Raw genomic sequence first — 16,949 nt, 5'->3', positions numbered from 1 at the left:
TGTTGCTCCAGGTATGTACTCGCTGTCCCCCATCCCGGCCTTCCCCCGCTTGCGGGGGAAGGAGACGCTGCCACATGCAGCTTCAGAACTCACATATGGCAGCATCTTCCTCCCCCATTTATGGGGGAGGACCGAGGAGGGGGACAGCGAGCACATACCTAAGGGACAGCAAGCACACACGACCCAGAGTACAGCCAGCTCAATCACACCGCTTCATACAGCGTTTGATTTCGCGTCTCTTTACAGGCAATCAGCGCGATCAACGTCAGCACCGCCATCGAAGCCAGATAGAAGCCCACCGCCTGCAAACCGTAATGGGCGTTCAGCCAGGTGGCGATATAAGGCGCTACCGAGGCACCAAGAATCGACGACAGGTTGTAAGAGAACGATGCGCCGGTATAACGCACTTCCGTTGGGAACAGCTCTGGCAGCAGCGCGCCCATCGGACCAAACGTCAGGCCCATAATGCTCAGACCAAGGATCAGGAAGCCCATTACCAGCACCTGAGAACCGGAACCCAGCAGCATTGGGAACATCAATGCAAAGGCGATAATCATCAGCGTAATGGTGATCATGGTTTTACGACGACCAAAGCGATCGGCCAGCAGACCGGCAATCGGCACCATCACACCAAAACCAATCACCGCCACCATCAGCATCCACAGGAAGCTGTTACGCGAATAGCCAAGGCCAGCCGGTGCGGGTGCGGTGCCGTAACTCATCGAATACACGGTCATGATGTAGAACAGCGTGTAAGTGGCGAGCATGATGAAGGTGCCGAGAATGGTGGCGGTCAGATGCTTACTCAGCAGCGTGCCAATCGGCATTTTCACCTGTTTGTTCTCTTTCTGCACTTTGGCGAATACCGGGCTTTCATGCAGCGAAACGCGCACATACAGGCCAATTAACACCAGCACCGCAGAGAGAATAAACGGCACGCGCCAGCCCCAGTTCATGAACTGCTCGTCGGTCAGCAACCATGAAAGCAGCAGGAACGTGCCGTTAGCGAAGAAGAAGCCAATCGGCGCGCCGAGCTGTGGGAACGAACCATAAAGCGCACGTTTCTTCGCCGGAGCATTTTCGGTCGCCAGCAGTGCTGCGCCGCCCCATTCGCCACCAAGGCCAAGACCCTGACCAAAACGCGCCAGCGCCAGCAGCAGCGGCGCTGCCACGCCAATGGTTTCATAACCTGGCAGTAAACCAATCAGCACCGTCGAGACGCCCATGGTCAGCAGCGATGCCACCAAGGTGGCTTTACGGCCAACGCGGTCGCCAAAGTGTCCAAACACGGCAGAACCGATAGGACGCGCCACGAAGGCGATCGCGAAAGTCGCCAGCGACTGCAACGTGGCCACGGTCGGATCGCCCTGCGGGAAGAAGATGTGCGGGAAAATGATCACTGCGGCGGTGGCATAGATATAGAAATCGAAGAACTCAATGGCGGTGCCGACAAGCGATGCCACAACCACTTTGCCACGTGAATTGACCGGCGTGTCGTCGTGTTTTTTGTCGAGTGTTTCTGTGATGGAGGCTTGCATAAGTGTTTCTTAATTGTAAATGTAGACAGAGAATCTTACGCACCTGGTTTGCGGCATTCAATGGCGAAAAACCGCGTCAGACCGGGCTTTTTCGGCGAATAAGTGGATAATTTCTGAGTTGCTGCGATCAGTGGCGGATGGGAACGAGAAGTGTCACTTTTTTGGCGGGAATCTCTGCAAAAGGGCCAAATTAAAGTGACCCTTTAGCGTTTCCTGCTGGTTTTTGCTGAAAAAGCAGCCAGCAGGAGACATTTTTAGCTAGTACGGCAATTGTAACAACCTCGTTGGCTTATTTAGCCTGATGCGGCTGCGGCATCTCTTTATCATCTTTGTATTTGGCGGTGGCGATCCACGCGGCGCAGAACAGCGTCAAACGCGCAAAGAAGTAGAAGAACGCCATTAAGCCGAGTACTGAACCAAAGGCCGCGCCCGACGGCGAGCTTGCCAGCTTCGGCAGCGTCAGCGTCATTACAAACTTGATCACCTCAAAGCCAATCGCCGCCAGCAGCGTGCCGCGGAACAGCGCTTTTTTACGCGGCTTATGGCGCGGTAAAATCCAGAAGATCCACAGGAACAGCAGATAGTTAGCCAGGATAGAGATGGATAACGCAATCACCGTCATCGCTGGACGCAGCCACTCAATGTCTTCCAGCCCCAGCGCGTTAACGATCGCTGCCTGCGCCGCGCCGGCAATCGAGGTCAGCGACAGCGTAATCACCAGCGCAAACATCAAACCCAACAGCGAAATCAAATCGCGCGCGTACTTCTTCCAGAATTTCTCCTGATCGTCCGGCGTGCGTTCCCACACGTCGCGTGACTGCGCGCGCACCGCTTCACGCAGGTTGCCCATCCAGTTAATGCCGGAGTAGAGCGCCAGCAGCAAACCGGTTAATCCCACTGTGGCACGCTGCTGAATCGCGGTATTCACCGTATTTTTCAGCGTGGTGGCCAGCGTCGGATCGCTGATGCTGTTAACGATTTTGTTGATCAACTCGGTGAGCAAATCCTGATTCGACGCCAGCACAAAACCGACCGCCGCAAAGGAGACCATCAAAATCGGTATCAGAGAGAGAAAGGAAAAGTAAGTGATCGCCGCGCCAAACTGGCTACCGAGACGATCGTTGAAGCGTTCCAGCGCGCGCATAAAGTGCGCCACCGCCGGAATCGCCTGGAACCAGGCAGCGAAGCGCGACACATTTTGAATCGAGCCATCCACGGTTTTATTGCCGGTTTTAATATCAATCAGCGGCTTGGCTTCTGCCTCGGCCGCGGTCTGTTTAGGGGTTTTGTCCGTCATAGACGATAGTCATCCTGTTCACTGCGAAAATACAATTATAGTCTGCTAAGTTACATATTCCTGCAGGACTTGGCTGAGCCATTCCATAAACACTCGCACGCGGCGCGCCACGTTGCGGCGATGTGGGTAAAGCAGCGAGATGGGCATCGGTTTCGCCGGGAAATGATGCAGCACTTCCACCAGTTGCCCCGACTCCAGTAGCGGCTGTACGCCAATCGCCGGCACCTGAATAATGCCGAGCCCTGCCATACAGGCGGCGCGATAGGTTTCGGTGCTGTTTACCGTCACTACGCCGCCGGTTTGAACGTAATGACACTGTTTGCCATCAAAATATTCAAAGCCCAATGAAGGTTGTCCCAGTTGCTGGGTGTAATGCACCATCGCGTGTTGCGACAGATCTTCCAGCCGCACCGGCATGCCGAAGCGGGAAAGGTAGCCGGGGCTGGCGCAGTTGATCAAGGCGTGCGAGCCGATTTTCCGCGCAATCAGCCCGGAATCTTTCAGTTCGCCAACGCGCACCACACAGTCAAATCCTTCGCGAATCACATCAACCTGACGATCGCTACTGCTCAACTCAATTTCCAGACCGGGATAGTGCTGCAAAAACTCCGGCAATCGTGGCAGCACAAAGCCGGTCGCCATCGCCACCGACATGTCCACGCGCAGTTTGCCGCTTAAGGTGCCGGGATCGTGCTGGAACAGGCTGTCCATGTCGTCGAGCATCGACAGTAAATCGAGGCAGCGATCGTAATAAACCAGGCCGTCCTGCGTCAGGTGCACACGCCGCGTGGTGCGATGCAGCAGGCGCGTCCCCATTTGATTCTCCAGCGCCTGCAGCTGGCGGGATACGCTGCCTTTCGGTAAACCTAAGCTTTCTGCCGCACGGGTAAAACTGCCCATCTCTGCCACCCGCACAAAAACCTGCATAGCGTGAATTTTATCCATGTTGTTCACCGATTGTTGTTGTTAGTGAAACAGTGCTGCGTATTCCTCTGCGTTTATAGATCAATTATTCACGAATATCCTTAACACGTGTTCAATTTTCCAACTGGAGCGAAACATGAGTCATAAAATTGCATTGATTACCGGCGGAAATCGCGGTTTAGGCAAGAATGGGGCGCTGAAACTGGCTGCCAAAGGCACCGATATCCTGTTTACCTATCGCGGTCACGCGGAAGAAGCGCAGGCGGTTGTGCAGGAGATTGAAGCGCTGGGCGCGCGTGCGGTGGCGTTGCAACTGGATGTGGGCGACACCAGTACGTTCGACGGCTTCGTGGCGCAGGTTAAAGAAGCGCTGCAGAAAACCTGGCAGCGTGACAACTTTGATTATTTAGTGAACAACGCCGGTCACGGTCACTACAAGCTGTTCGCAGAGACCAGCGAAGATGAGTTTGACGCGCTGGTGAATGTGCACTTCAAAGGGCCGTTCTTCCTGACGCAAAAACTGCTGCCGCTGATCGTTGATGGTGGACGCATCCTGAATATCTCCAGCGGGTTAACCCGTTTGACGCTGCCGGGTTCAGGCACGTACGCCTCAATTAAAGGCGCGATGGAAGTGCTAACACGCTATCAGGCCAAAGAGTTAGGCGAGCGCCACATCCGCGTCAACATTCTGGCGCCAGGCGCGATTGAAACTGACTTCGGCGGCGGCCGCGTGCGTGATACCAAAGATCTCAACGACCATATCGCTTCAGTCACCGCGCTGGGCCGCGTTGGTTTGCCGGATGATATTGGCGATGCCATCAGCGCGATCCTCAGCGATGAAACCGGCTGGATCACCGCACAGCGCATTGAAGCCTCAGGCGGCCAAGGTCTGTAAAAATATAAACTGATGCACATATTCGTAGCGGCGCAATTTATTGCGCAATAAATTGCGCCGCTACGGATGGTGCAGATTACAATTACAGCTCAATCGTCCCGTCAATCACCGTCACGGTTTGGCCACCAATCCAGATCGCTTTATCGCTAAAACTCACCTGAATGCGACCTTCCCGCTGAATCGCGCTGCCCTGACGTGCCCGATAATCCCGCGTTTGCTTGTTAGCCTCGAAATAGCGCGCCAGACAGGCGTTGGCGCTGCCGGTCACCGGATCCTCAGTCAAGCTGCCGTTCTCAACCAGCAATGCGCGCACTTCATACTGCTCGTTTTCGCCCGACGGTAACGCACCAAAAATTGCCGTACCGTTAACCTCAGCATGCTGATGTAAACGGTGTAAATCGGCTGCGGACGGCACCACATCCAGCACCGCTTGCGCGCTACTCATAGGAATCAGCAGCCAGCGAATACCCATATCAACGATGGTCGGCATTTGGCTGAGATCGAATGATTCACTGTTCAGCGCGCTGCTCATCAGCGCATCACTGAACGGCGTTAATGTGGCGGCAGGCGCGGCAAACGCCAGCGCTCCGTCATCGCTGATTTTCACCTCAACCAGACCAACGCCGCACTCCTGCACGATTTTTCCCGGCGTTTTCAGCGGCCAACCGGCTTCCAGCAGCGCATGCGCGGTACCTAACGTCGGATGCCCGGCAAAAGGCAGTTCACCTTCGACGGTAAAAATGCGCACGCGGTAATCCGCCGACGCATCCTGTGGCGGCAGCACAAAGGTGGTTTCCGACAGATTGGTCCAGCGCGCAATCGCCGTCAGCTGCGCGTCACTTAATCCCTGTGCATCCATGATCACCGCCAGCGGATTACCTTTAAACGCCGATGAGGTAAACACGTCCACCTGTTTAAATGCGACCTTCATTGTCACTCCTTCCTCGTTGAGGTTGTCTGAAATCGGGATTTACATCCTGCTGATTGCGAAAGGCCAGCAACAGGGCTATGAATAGATTAAGAATTCTGGAATCGGAGTCCGCAATGTTAAAAGTTCTTGGCCGTACTTCATCAATAAACGTGCGAAAAGTTCTGTGGCTGTGCGCAGAACTCGATATTGCGTACGAATTAGAACCCTGGGGCGATGATCCACAATCGCTGCACTCGAAAGAGTTTATGGCACTCAATCCCAACGCCATGGTGCCGGTAATAATCGAGGACGACTTCGTGCTGTGGGAATCCAACGCTATTCTGCGCTATCTCGCCAACAGCAATGGCGGCGAATGGCTCTATCCCGACAATCCCCGCGCGCGCGCGCCAGTTGATCAGTGGATGGATTGGCAAGCCACCGAACTTAACACGTCCTGGCGTTACGCATTTATGTCGCTGGTGCGCAACTCGCCGGCGCATCAGGATCCCCGCTTGCTGGCGGCGGCGGTGAAAGGCTGGACGCACACCATGAACATACTCAACCAGCATCTGGAGAAAACCGGGCGCTATGTCGCAGGCCGTAATTTCTCGCTGGCCGATATTCCGGTTGGGCTGGCGGTGAACCGCTGGTTTGAAACCCCGCTGGAACACCCTGACTTCCCGGCGGTGCAGACTTATTACGAACGCCTGACCGAGCGTGAGCCTTACACCACCTGGGGCCGCAACGGCAAACCCTGATCCTGTCCCGGCGCGAGGCCTGTCATTTCACAGGCCAGCGCGCCGGTGCGCTGCAGCGCCCACGTATAACGTTCATCAAACGGGTAGCAGCAGGAGAGGCGCAACGCATGTTTGTAACGATCGCTCAGGGAGTAGAGCGCGCCCGGTGTCACACAGATTTGCTCCTGCAGCAGACGATGAAACATCTCTACGGTATCAATGTTCCCCGGCAGTTCGACCCAAAAAACAAACCCGCCGCGCGGCAGGGTCGCGCGCGTGCCCTGCGGAAAGTGGCGTGCCAGAATCCCGCGCGCCGCATCCAGATTGGCGGCATAGCGCCGACGCAGCGTGCGCAGATGATGATCGTAGCCGCCGCTGGCAAGAAATTCGGCCAGGGTTTCACTTAACAAGCGTGATTCCGCCATCGACGACACCGCTTTGAGGTGAGCGATAGCGTCATGAAAACGCCCGGCAGCAGTCCAGCCGACGCGGAAATCAGGCGCCACGGTTTTGGTAAAGCTGGTGCAGTAAATTACCCAACCCTCGCTATCAAACGCCTTTACTGGCGGCGACAGCGGCCACTCAAACTGCAATTCGTCGTACAAACCATCTTCCAGCAGCGGAACGTGGTAAGTGTTCACTAACTTCGCCAGCCGCTTTTTATTCTCCAGCGGCATCACATATCCCAGCGGGTTCTGCGCGCCGGGCATGGCGATCACCGCCTGAACCCGCTTCTCCTGCAGCAGCATCTCCAGCGCATCCAGCGACAATCCCTGCTGCGGATCGGTAGGAATTTCCAGCGCTTTCAGCCCCAGCGACGCCAGCAGCGGGAACAGGAAGAAATAGGTCGGCGACTCCAAACCAATGCAATCGCCGGGTTTAGTCACCGCGCGCAGCGCCAGCTGGAGTGCTTCCATGCAGCCGTGCGTCAATGTGATCGCCTGCGGCGGCAAGTTGATGCCGTTGTGCAGGGCACGACGCGCAATCTCCTCCCGTAAGCGCTCACTACCGGGTGGAAGCGCATAGCGTCCGATAATGTCGGGATTCTGGCGCAAAATCGATGCAGTAATTCGCCCGATTCGCGCCGCCGGATAGAAGGTGCCATCCTGCGGACAGGCTAATGAGATATTGGTGTAATCGGGATTATTTTGCGCCGCGAACACTTGCTCAATCAGCTCCAGCTTCTGCGCGCTGGGATCGTTGATTTTTGCCGGCAGCGGTTTTACTGAACGCGTCACGGCGGGCAGCACGCCACGCACGTAATAACCCGACTGCGGCCGCGATTCAATCAGGCCGCGATCTTCGAGGATTTGCCACGCATTGAGCACGGTATTGATACTCACCTGATGCGATTGTGCCACGCGGCGTATCGCCGGCAGCCGTTTACCCGGCTTCAGCGTGCCCTGATGTATCGACTCGGCAAAGCTATCGACCAACTGCTGATACAGCGTTTGACCGGATGAGAGTGGAAGGGACACAAAAGCCTCCGCGCGCGATGGGTACAATTCATTTTTGAGACAACTGTACCCATTACAATAGTGGTTTTGTGTCTCTGTTTCCATTGCAACATACGCATTAGCATGAAGGCATCATTGATTCTTCAGGAAGCGCATCATGCTCGATCCCTCATTCTTCAGCTACGTCACCGTGATGTCGATCACGCCGGGTCCAAATAACCTGCTGCTGGCAACGTCGGGTGTTAACTTTGGCTTTAAACGCACGCTGCCGATGCTGTTTGGCATCCTGCTAGGCTGCGCAATACAGATGCTGCTGGCGAGCGTGGCGCTGGATGCGCTGCTGCACTGGATGGGCGCGATTCGCCTGCCGCTGACGGTAGTCGGCTGTAGCTATCTGCTGTGGCTTTCGTGGAAGATTTTCCGCGCTGGCGCGCCGCAACTGCGTGAACGCCCGCGTCCCATGACGCTAATTGGCGGCATCTGTTTCCAGGCGGTTAATCCCAAGGCCTGGTTGATGGTCACCAACGTGGCGTTGATGTACGCCAACAGTAACGGCGTGCTGACGGTGCTGTTGGGATTCGCCGCACTGAATCTGCCGTGCATTTTGATTTGGGCAGCGCTGGGCGATCGCCTTCGCAGCCATCTGCAGGTCGCGTGGAAACGTCAGGCGTTTAACAGTTTGATGGCGCTTTCGCTGGTGGCGACAACAGTGTGGATGTTGTACGACGCGGTGCTTCTGAGCTAGATACTTCGGTGCGCAAAAATGCGCACTTTGCACTTTCCGGGTTGCCATTAATGGCAACCCGTTCGCCTTACAATCCGACCAGGCTCTCTAATGGAATTCCAAACTGCTTATGCAGATTACGGATCATTTCCAGTGACAATGAACGTTTGCCATTGAGCACTTCATAAACGCGATTGCGGCGGCCAATTGCGGGCTCCAAATCCTTGGCAGTAAGCCCTTGTTGTTCCATCCGGAACTTGATGGCTTCAATCGGATCGGCAGCCTCAATGGGATAATGCTTTTTTTCCCATGCCTCAATTAGCATGCTCATCACAATCATATAATCGCTCTCTGGTGTGCCGAGCTCGGGCACATGTTCAAAGAGCGGCGAAATAGCTTCAAGAGCCGCTTCGTAATCCTGTTCGGAATGAATAGGTTTAATGGTTAATGTCATTAGCGTTGCTCCACCGTATTAGCGTCAATCGCGTCATATTCCCGATGTGTGCCGATAAACTTTATAAATATCAGCTTCTGTGGATACGCAATGGCCGCTATCAGTCGATAATCGTTTCCTTTGATGTTGAATACCACTCGGCTGCCTTTAAGGATGCTGGCGTGGCGGTATTGTTCCTTAATATCTGCCGGGCTTGACCAGTCGGCCTTCTGTGCTTCATCAATCCAGGCTCTCAACGGCTGCGAAGAGTCGGGGTTCGCCGTCATAAACTCCCTTAATGACCTTACCGATATGATTCTCATGCAGCGCATCTTAATCCCGTTTTGGGACTATAACAAACCTGAATCCCAATTTGGGACATTTCTTGCGTTAGGCATAAAAAAGAGGCCGCTTTCGCGGCCTCTCATCTTGCCAGCCTCTGATACTACCTTGTTACTTACCCACCACGTGCGCGGTTTCGCGCGCTTCATCGTTGGCGGCATCAGGTGTAATCACCGGCTCGTAGTCGAGTTGCAGCACGCGGCTGGTATCGGCCAGCACTTTCTCGGTCAGTGCGACGTCGCCGTTCAGCTTGCGGCCCCACGATGGGATCACCATGCGGATTTTGGTCTGCCACTCCGGTGAACGCATCTGTTCCGGGAAGGCTTTCGCCATCAGCTCGAGCATAATCGGTGCGGCGGTGGAGGCGCCCGGTGAGGCACCCAGCAAGGCGGAAATGGTGCCATCTTCCGAAGTCACCACTTCAGTACCAAGACGCAGCACGCCACCTTCAACGGCATCGTTCTTGATGATTTGCACGCGCTGGCCAGCAGTGACTAAACGCCAATCTTCCTGCTTCGCCTGCGGCACGTAAGCGCGCAACGCTTCCATACGATCGCTGTCGCTTTGCAGCACCTGATCAACCAGATATTTCACCAGGTCGAAACTTTTCAGGCCAACCTGCACCATCGGCTTGAGGTTGCTGGTGTTCATCGCGCCGAACATATCCAGCAGCGAACCCTCTTTGAGGAATTTGGTTGAGAAGGTAGCAAACGGCCCAAAAAGCAGCACCTGTTTGCCATCCAGCACGCGGGTATCGACGTGCGGCACCGACATCGGCGGTGCGCCGACGCTGGCTTTGCCATACACCTTCGCCATATGCTGTTTCACCACGTCAGGATTTTCCGTCACCAGGAATGAACCGCCCACCGGGAAACCGGCGTAGCCTTTCACTTCCGGAATGCCGGATTTCTGCAGCAGCGGCAACGCCGCACCGCCGGCACCGATAAACAGCTGGCGCGTGGTCAGCACACGATTTTCACCGCTGGCCAGATTATGCAGCGTGACCTGCCAGCGACCGTCGCTCAGGCGTTTGATATCACGCACTTCCTGGCGCAGACGCAGGCGGAAATTGGCTTTCTTCTCTAAAGAGGCAATCAGCTGACGCGTTACTTCACCGAAGTTCACGTCGGTACCCATTTCGGTCCAGGTCGCCGCCACTTTCTGTTTGCTGTCGCGGCCGTTCATCACCAGCGGAATCCACTCCGTGATTTGATCGCGATCTTCAGAGTAATTCATGCCGCGGAACAGCGTGCTTTTCTGCAGCGCATTGAAACGCTTACGCAGGAATTCAACGTTATCGTCGCCCCAGACGAAACTCATGTGCGGCGTACTGTGGATAAAGCTTTTGGGATTGCGCAGGTTGCCTTTCTGCACGTGATACGCCCAGAACTGACGCGAAATCTGGAACGATTCATTAATCGCGACCGCTTTGGCGATGTCGATGCTGCCATCCGCCTTCTGCGGCGTATAGTTGAGCTCCGCCAGCGCGGCGTGACCGGTTCCGGCGTTGTTCCAGCCATTAGAGGATTCAACGGCCACATCATCAAGACGTTCAACCATCTCAACTGACCAGTCAGGCTCGAGATCTTGCAGCCATGCGCCCAAAGTCGCACTCATCACGCCTGCGCCAATCAGCAGTACGTCGACGTCTTTTCGTTCCTGAAGGTTTGCACTTTCCATTGAAGCGGCGGCGAGCGCCAGATTTACCGCAGTAGTACTCATGAGGCGACATCTCCTCTCTCTGTTGACCTGAAGCTCAACAGGTTCGCAGGCGAAATAGCCGCGCTTCTTTCGAGCGCGTGGCGCTATCTCTCAAAGGTTAAGACTCAGGTATAAGTCACGGGGACGATAACGGTTAACTGCACGTTATGCATATGCATCCGAATATAACATTCTCGTATCGGAATTAAACGTTTGTTTATTTTTTAAAGGCGGAAATGATTCAGCATAAGAATTAATCAGCTCAACCTCGCGGTCATAAGGGATTTTTATCTCTTAATCAGACGGTTAGAGTAATGCAGTTGTTACGCTATTGTGAGGGGTTTTGACGGGGGTGAAAACGGCGGGTGATATGCATCACATTTTAATGTGTTGAAAAATATATGTTTTAACTAAATTGATTATTTATGCGGATTTTATGTTGCGCGATATTTCGCCATGTCGTGTAAAAGTAATGTTACATTTTTGTGGTGATGAATTGAGGTATGGCCGCGTAAAGCTGCCAGAAGAAAAATGCATCACCTTGCCGGAAAAATGATCAGCGCGATCGGCGGCGCCACAGGAAGCGAATCACGAAAAACTCGATCGCGCCCAGCAGCAAAAACCACAAACTAAAGACGATGGTATACAGCTGATTAACATCCATCAAATGCAGGCTTTCCTGCAATTGTTTTGCCAGCTCAATACCAAATGAAGGCGCGGGCAGCAGCAGGGCGGAAAGAAAGCCTAGCAGCAGAATGCCGCCTGGGATGATCAGCGTTTCGAATGGGTTATTCATGGTCATTGTCCAAATCAGTTAGCGCGGGCATTAGCGCATAAAACCGCGCTACGGTGCAATCCCCGCGCCGGCTCGCGCTCAGAAATTTCTTCTATTCCATTCACTTAGCGTCAAAAATAGCGGAAGTTAAGAGTTATAGCCTTTGCTATACTTAAATCCCTGATTTTACTGTCTTTTTTTTGGCGTTTTTGCGTGTTAGACTGCGCGCACTTTTTCATTACTGAACAATAAATGCGGACAAGTAGCGGCTTTAGCGCCGGTTCCGCGGCATTGATTGAAAACCCATGACATTTATCGCAACCCTGATTTTGGCCTTTGGCATGTCGATGGACGCTTTCGCCGCAGCACTGGGCAAAGGCGCGTCGCTGCATCGCCCAGGTTTCAAAGAGGCACTGCGAACCGGCCTGATTTTCGGCGTTATCGAAATGTTGACGCCGCTGATTGGCTGGGCAATTGGCCTCGCGGCCAGCCGCTACATCATGGCGTGGGATCATTGGGTGGCATTCGTGCTGTTAACCGTGCTGGGCGGCCGTATGATGATGGAAGGTTTTCGTCAAACCGCTGACGAGCCGTGCGAAGCGCCGCAGCGTCATGGTTTTATGGTGCTGGCGTTAACCGCCGTCGCCACCAGTCTTGATGCGCTGGCCGTCGGTGTTGGCCTGGCGTTCCTGCAGGTGAATATCATCATGACCGCCGTCACCATCGGCGCGGCGACCACTATCATGGCAACCACCGGCGTATTGGTTGGACGCTTTATCGGCCCGGTGATGGGCAAATGGGCGGAAGTGTTGGGCGGCGTAGTGCTGATCAGCATTGGCTGCACCATTTTAAGCGAGCATTTAGGCTGGTTTAACTAACCACGTTGTCGTTATGCCATTCATGGCGACCTCTTCTTCACATCCGCACTAATCCCCAATTCTGTGATCTACTTCAAAAATAATTGCGGTAAAAACGCTCAGCGGCTATACTTTTTGCGTATTTCTTCAACAATTTTTGAACCAGGTGCTTTATGAAACGCTTTTTCCGCTACGTGTTCCGTTCTTATGTCGAGACTTTCAAACACGTACCGCCGGGTGCTTTAAACTAAGCATTCCGTCAAATACCCTCGATAATCGCGGTCAGGGATCGACCTGTGGTTATCAACGATTTTCTTATCTCTCCAGCCGCTAATCTCTCCATTTTTCCCCTAACTCGCTGATAAAACTTCTCAGCCATTAGATTTCGATCTGGCTATAGCCGCACGTTATACCCCGCCACTAAACAAGCATTCGTCACCCTATCTTCTGCGTGAAATAGTCAATTCAGGCCCTATAAACCGTCTGAAACGAGAAACATCATGCTGATCCCACAACCTTATTTACTCTTCCTCGGCGACGTTACCGATCCACTGGCCGCTAAAACCGCACGCGGCATTCACGTCTGGCGTCCAGAGCAGTGCGTTGGCGAAATCAAACTGCCGGGCTGCACCGTCACGCTTGGCCTCGACGTCCTCGACATCGCCGCTGCCAAAGCGCGCGGTGCCAAAACGCTGGTGCTCGGCACCGCCAATGCCGGCGGTTACTTGCCCACGCATTGGCTCGACACGGTAAAAAGCGCCCTCTCTGCCGGGATGAACGTGGCCAGCGGTTTGCACCATCGTCTGGTGGATGAGCCGGAGCTGGTGGCGTTGGCCAAAGAGTTCGGCGTTGAGCTGTTCGACCTGCGCCACATGCGTCCAAAACTGGAGGTCGGCAGCGGTAAAAAGCGCACAGGTAAGCGTGTACTTACTGTCGGCACCGATTGCTCGGTAGGCAAGATGTACACCTCGCTGGCGCTGGAAGCCGCGATGCGTGAACGCGGCATGCAAGCCGATTTCCGCGCCACCGGCCAGACCGGTATTTTGGTCGCGGGCGAAGGTATCGCGATTGATGCAGTGATTGCCGACTTCATCGCCGGCGCGGTCGAAGCGCTGTCGCCAGCCAATGACGCCGATCACTGGGATATCGTTGAAGGTCAGGGTTCGCTGTTCCATCCTTCCTATGCTGGCGTCAGCATGGGCCTGATCCACGGTGCGCAGCCGCACTGGCTGGTGATGTGCCATGAAATGGGGCGTCCGCATATGCGTCATCTGCCGCATCAGCCAATGGTCAGCCTGAAAGATTGCGTTGAAGCCAACCTGCGCGCAGCGCACGTCACCAGCGACGCGGTTCAGCTGGCCGGTTTCGCCATCAACACCTCGAACTACAGCGAAGACGAAGCGCGCGCCTATTGTGCAGAGATCAGCGCCGAATTCGGCGTGCCTGCTACCGATCCGGTGCGTTTTGGCATTGCGGATATCGCCGCGCTGCTGCAGGAGCGTGGCTAACATGCGGCGCATGCAGATTGAAGTGCTGGAGCTGCCGCTGGCGCGTCCGTTCGCCATCTCACGCGGTACGCGCACCGCAGTCACGGTGATTCGCGTGACGCTGGAGCAGAACGGCTTTATTGGCCGCGGCGAATGTACGCCAACGCCGCGCTACGATGAAACGCCAGAAAGCGTCAACGCCGAACTGGAAGCGCTGCGCGCTGCCATGGAAGCGGGCCTGAGCCGCCTCGATCTGCAAAGCCGTTTATCAGCGGGTTCAGCGCGTAATGCGCTGGACTGTGCGCTGTGGCGTCTCGATGCCGCGCTGGCGAAGCACACGCTGTGGCAACAGTGCGAGCGTCGTCAGCCGCCATCGGTGATCACCGCCGAAACTCTCAGCCTCGACTCCATCGAAAACATGGCCGCCGCCGCTGCCGATGCGGTATCACGCGGCGCCATCCTGCTGAAAATCAAACTTAATCGCGACGACATTCTGGAGAAAGTCGCCGCGATTCGTCAGGCCGCGCCGCGCGCCACCTTAATCATTGATGCCAACGAAGCCTGGTCGGGCGTGGATTTGCCCAGCCTGTTCAACGCGCTGGCGAGTTTTAACATCGCGATGGTCGAGCAGCCGCTGCCGGCGGGTCAGGATCAGGCGTTGCAGCGCTTCACGCACCCGATTCCGGTGTGTGCCGACGAGAGCTGCCACACCCGCGAGGACATCGCGCCGCTGCGCAATCGCTACGAGATGATCAACATCAAGCTGGATAAGTGCGGCGGTTTGACCGAAGCGCTGGCGATGGTGGAAGAGGCGCAGAAGCACGATATGCGGTTGATGGTCGGCTGCATGCTCGGTTCTTCACTGGCGATGGAAGCGGCGCTGCCGGTGGCGATTGCCGCTGAACATGTCGATCTCGATGGCCCCATTTGGCTGGCCGCCGATAGCTCGCCCTTCCTTTCTTACGCTCAAGGCCAAATCTGGCTGTAACCCGCACGCGGAGCAACGATGACGGACACTTTACTCACATCCAACGCCGCCAGCGTTGCCGGTTCAGAACCGGTGCTCGCGATTCAGGATCTCAGCGTCAGTTTTCGCGGCCGCAGCGGCGAAAATCAGGCGTTGAAGGGCATCAGTTTTAACATTCATCAGGGCGAAATTGTCGCCGTGGTGGGCGAAAGTGGCTCGGGTAAATCGGTCACCTCGCTGGCGGTGATGGGCTTGCTAGCCGCATCCGGGCGTATCGATCGCGGCAGCATGCAGTTCCGCGATCGTCAGGGCCACGTGCATCAGCTTGCCACGCTGAATGAAACCCAGCGCCGTGCTTTGCGTGGTCGCGAAATGGCGATGATATTTCAGGAGCCGATGACCTCGCTCAATCCGGTGCTGCGCGTCGGCGATCAGCTGACTGAAGCGCTGCGTGACCATCAGATTTGCGATAAAAGTCAGGCCGACTCGCGCGCACGTGAATTACTGCGCCAGGTGCGCATCGCCGATGTGGACCGCGTAATGAAAAGCTATCCGCATTCGCTGTCGGGCGGCATGCGCCAGCGCGTGATGATTGCGCAGGCGCTGGCCTGCGATCCGCAACTTTTAATCGCCGATGAGCCGACCACCGCGCTGGATGTCACGGTGCAGGCGCGCATTCTGCATATCCTGCGCGACCTGCAACGCGAGAAGCAGATGGCGGTGCTGTTCATTACTCACGACATGGGCGTGGTGGCAGAAATCGCCGATCGCGTGGTGGTGATGCTGCGCGGCGAAGTGGTTGAACAGGGCACGGTAACTGAAATCTTCAATGCGCCGCAGCATCCTTACACCAAAGCGTTACTGGCGGCGGTGCCGAAGCTCGGCGATATGCGCGAACACGCATGGCCGCAGCGTTTTCCGCTGTTGGGCAGCAATGCTAGCGATAACAGCGAGCAGCGCACCGCGCGCTATGACGAAACGCCGCTGCTGGATGTGCGTGGCCTGAAAGTGTACTACCCGATTCGCAGCGGGATTTTCTCGGCGCTCACCCATCAGGTGCACGCGGTGGAGCAGATCGACTTCAGCCTGTGGCCGGGCGAAACCCTGGCGATTGTCGGCGAAAGCGGCTGCGGCAAATCCACCACCGGCCGGGCGCTGATGCGGCTGATTAACAGCGACGCCGACAGCATCCATTTCCAGGGCAATGAAATCGCCAACCTGAAAGAGGCGCAGTTCCAGCCGCTGCGCCGTGAAATTCAGATGGTGTTTCAGGATCCTTACGCCTCGCTCAATCCACGTCTCACTGTCGGCTTCACCATTGCCGAACCGCTGCTGCTGCACGGCAGGGTGAAATCGCTGGAAGAAGCGTCGCCGCAGGTTGATGCGTTGCTGAAAAGCGTGGGCTTATTGCCGGAACATGCGCGGCGCTATCCGCACGAATTTTCCGGCGGCCAGCGCCAGCGTATTGCGATTGCGCGCGCCATGGCGTTGAAACCCAAAGTGATCATCGCCGACGAAGCCGTCTCGGCGCTGGACGTCTCAATTCAGGCGCAGGTGGTGAACCTGATGATGGATCTGCAACAGCAAACCGGCGTGGCGTGGATTTTTATCTCGCACGACATGGCGGTGGTGGAACGTATCGCTAACCGCGTGGCGGTGATGTATCTCGGCCAGATTGTTGAGCTGGGCCCGCGCCAATCGGTGTTCAACCAGCCGCAACATCCTTATACCCAACGTCTGCTGGCCTCGGTGCCGGTGGCCGATCCCCAGAACCGGCAACCCCGCACTTTCGAAGAGGGCGAAATTCCTTCGCCGCTGCGCAAGGTGGGAGAAACGGTCATTAAACCGCGTTATCGCCAGGTTGCTCCGCAACACTGGGTCGCTGACTTTGTTTCGCGCTAACCC

The 16,949-nt window shown here is 55.7% G+C and carries 16 protein-coding genes; 7 read left to right on the top strand and 9 right to left on the bottom strand.

What is annotated here, in order from left to right; translation table 11 throughout:
- Positions 1 to 203: 203 nt before the first annotated feature.
- The 3 genes from P6287_RS18570 to P6287_RS18560 form a co-directional block, all read right to left on the bottom strand.
- On the bottom strand, positions 204 to 1,538 hold the full coding sequence (locus P6287_RS18570; RefSeq protein WP_101762781.1) for an MFS transporter: 1,335 nt from the start codon (positions 1,536 to 1,538) through the stop codon (positions 204 to 206).
- A 289-nt stretch (positions 1,539 to 1,827) separates the two neighbouring features.
- Positions 1,828 to 2,835: an inner membrane protein YhjD gene (yhjD, locus tag P6287_RS18565; RefSeq protein WP_110867713.1), complete on the bottom strand. Its 1,008-nt coding sequence runs from the start codon at positions 2,833 to 2,835 to the stop codon at positions 1,828 to 1,830.
- A gap of 45 nt (positions 2,836 to 2,880) precedes the next feature.
- Positions 2,881 to 3,780, bottom strand: coding sequence for a LysR family transcriptional regulator (locus P6287_RS18560; RefSeq protein ID WP_101762793.1), 900 nt, complete (start codon positions 3,778 to 3,780; stop codon positions 2,881 to 2,883).
- A gap of 115 nt (positions 3,781 to 3,895) precedes the next feature.
- Here P6287_RS18560 and P6287_RS18555 point away from each other — a divergent pair, with 115 nt between their 5' ends.
- Positions 3,896 to 4,654 (top strand): SDR family oxidoreductase, encoded by a 759-nt coding sequence (locus P6287_RS18555; protein ID WP_277974228.1) that lies wholly within the window; start codon positions 3,896 to 3,898, stop codon positions 4,652 to 4,654.
- Positions 4,655 to 4,736: 82 nt separating this feature from the next.
- Here P6287_RS18555 and P6287_RS18550 read toward each other — a convergent pair whose 3' ends face one another.
- Entirely contained in the window at positions 4,737 to 5,585 is an 849-nt protein-coding gene (locus tag P6287_RS18550) for a PhzF family phenazine biosynthesis protein (protein ID WP_101762778.1), read from the bottom strand.
- Between the two features lie 113 nt (positions 5,586 to 5,698).
- On the opposite strand from P6287_RS18550, the gene P6287_RS18545 reads away from it, so the two are divergent.
- Positions 5,699 to 6,322, top strand: a complete 624-nt coding sequence (locus P6287_RS18545) for a glutathione S-transferase (protein ID WP_101762777.1) — start codon at positions 5,699 to 5,701, stop codon at positions 6,320 to 6,322.
- Here P6287_RS18545 and P6287_RS18540 read toward each other — a convergent pair.
- On the bottom strand, positions 6,289 to 7,779 hold the full coding sequence (locus P6287_RS18540; protein WP_137386740.1) for a PLP-dependent aminotransferase family protein: 1,491 nt from the start codon (positions 7,777 to 7,779) through the stop codon (positions 6,289 to 6,291). The genes P6287_RS18545 and P6287_RS18540 overlap by 34 nt on opposite strands.
- A 136-nt stretch (positions 7,780 to 7,915) precedes the next feature.
- On the opposite strand from P6287_RS18540, the gene P6287_RS18535 reads away from it, so the two are divergent.
- Positions 7,916 to 8,503 carry a LysE family translocator gene (locus P6287_RS18535; RefSeq protein ID WP_176972553.1) on the top strand — a complete coding sequence of 196 codons (588 nt, stop codon included), beginning with the start codon at positions 7,916 to 7,918 and terminating at the stop codon, positions 8,501 to 8,503.
- 67 nt (positions 8,504 to 8,570) lie between these two features.
- Here the strand turns inward: P6287_RS18535 and P6287_RS18530 are convergent, their stop codons facing one another.
- The 4 genes from P6287_RS18530 to P6287_RS18515 all read right to left on the bottom strand — a co-directional run bounded on the left by P6287_RS18530 (position 8,571) and on the right by P6287_RS18515 (position 11,754).
- Positions 8,571 to 8,936 carry a helix-turn-helix domain-containing protein gene (locus P6287_RS18530; protein ID WP_192415454.1) on the bottom strand — a complete coding sequence of 122 codons (366 nt, stop codon included), beginning with the start codon at positions 8,934 to 8,936 and terminating at the stop codon, positions 8,571 to 8,573.
- Positions 8,936 to 9,238: a type II toxin-antitoxin system HigB family toxin gene (locus P6287_RS18525; RefSeq protein ID WP_036621935.1), complete on the bottom strand. Its 303-nt coding sequence runs from the start codon at positions 9,236 to 9,238 to the stop codon at positions 8,936 to 8,938. The genes P6287_RS18530 and P6287_RS18525 overlap by 1 nt, the downstream gene beginning before the upstream one ends.
- 130 nt (positions 9,239 to 9,368) lie before the next feature.
- Positions 9,369 to 10,979, bottom strand: a complete 1,611-nt coding sequence (gene mqo / locus P6287_RS18520) for a malate dehydrogenase (quinone) (RefSeq protein ID WP_217549809.1) — start codon at positions 10,977 to 10,979, stop codon at positions 9,369 to 9,371.
- 535 nt (positions 10,980 to 11,514) lie between these two features.
- The gene (locus P6287_RS18515) at positions 11,515 to 11,754 is read right to left on the bottom strand and encodes a DUF1158 domain-containing protein (RefSeq protein WP_007891898.1); all 240 of its coding nucleotides are present in this window, start codon (positions 11,752 to 11,754) and stop codon (positions 11,515 to 11,517) included.
- 284 nt (positions 11,755 to 12,038) lie between these two features.
- Between P6287_RS18515 and mntP the strand changes: the two genes are divergently transcribed.
- The 4 genes from mntP (at position 12,039) to P6287_RS18495 (ending at position 16,946) form a co-directional block, all read left to right on the top strand.
- Positions 12,039 to 12,611, top strand: coding sequence for a manganese efflux pump MntP (gene mntP / locus P6287_RS18510; protein ID WP_101762773.1), 573 nt, complete (start codon positions 12,039 to 12,041; stop codon positions 12,609 to 12,611).
- Between the two features lie 479 nt (positions 12,612 to 13,090).
- Positions 13,091 to 14,098 (top strand): N-acetyltransferase DgcN, encoded by a 1,008-nt coding sequence (gene dgcN / locus P6287_RS18505; protein WP_192236912.1) that lies wholly within the window; start codon positions 13,091 to 13,093, stop codon positions 14,096 to 14,098.
- A 1-nt stretch (position 14,099) separates the two neighbouring features.
- Complete coding sequence (gene dgcA, locus P6287_RS18500; protein WP_192236913.1) at positions 14,100 to 15,065, top strand: N-acetyl-D-Glu racemase DgcA; 966 nt, start codon at positions 14,100 to 14,102, stop codon at positions 15,063 to 15,065.
- 18 nt (positions 15,066 to 15,083) lie between these two features.
- Positions 15,084 to 16,946, top strand: coding sequence for an ABC transporter ATP-binding protein (locus P6287_RS18495; protein WP_277974227.1), 1,863 nt, complete (start codon positions 15,084 to 15,086; stop codon positions 16,944 to 16,946).
- Positions 16,947 to 16,949: the final 3 nt, after the last annotated feature.

This window comes from Pantoea sp. X85 (assembly GCF_029623675.1).
GTDB classification, from domain to species: Bacteria; Pseudomonadota; Gammaproteobacteria; order Enterobacterales; family Enterobacteriaceae; genus Pantoea; species Pantoea leporis.
This window is presented reverse-complemented; position numbering and strand designations above follow the sequence as displayed.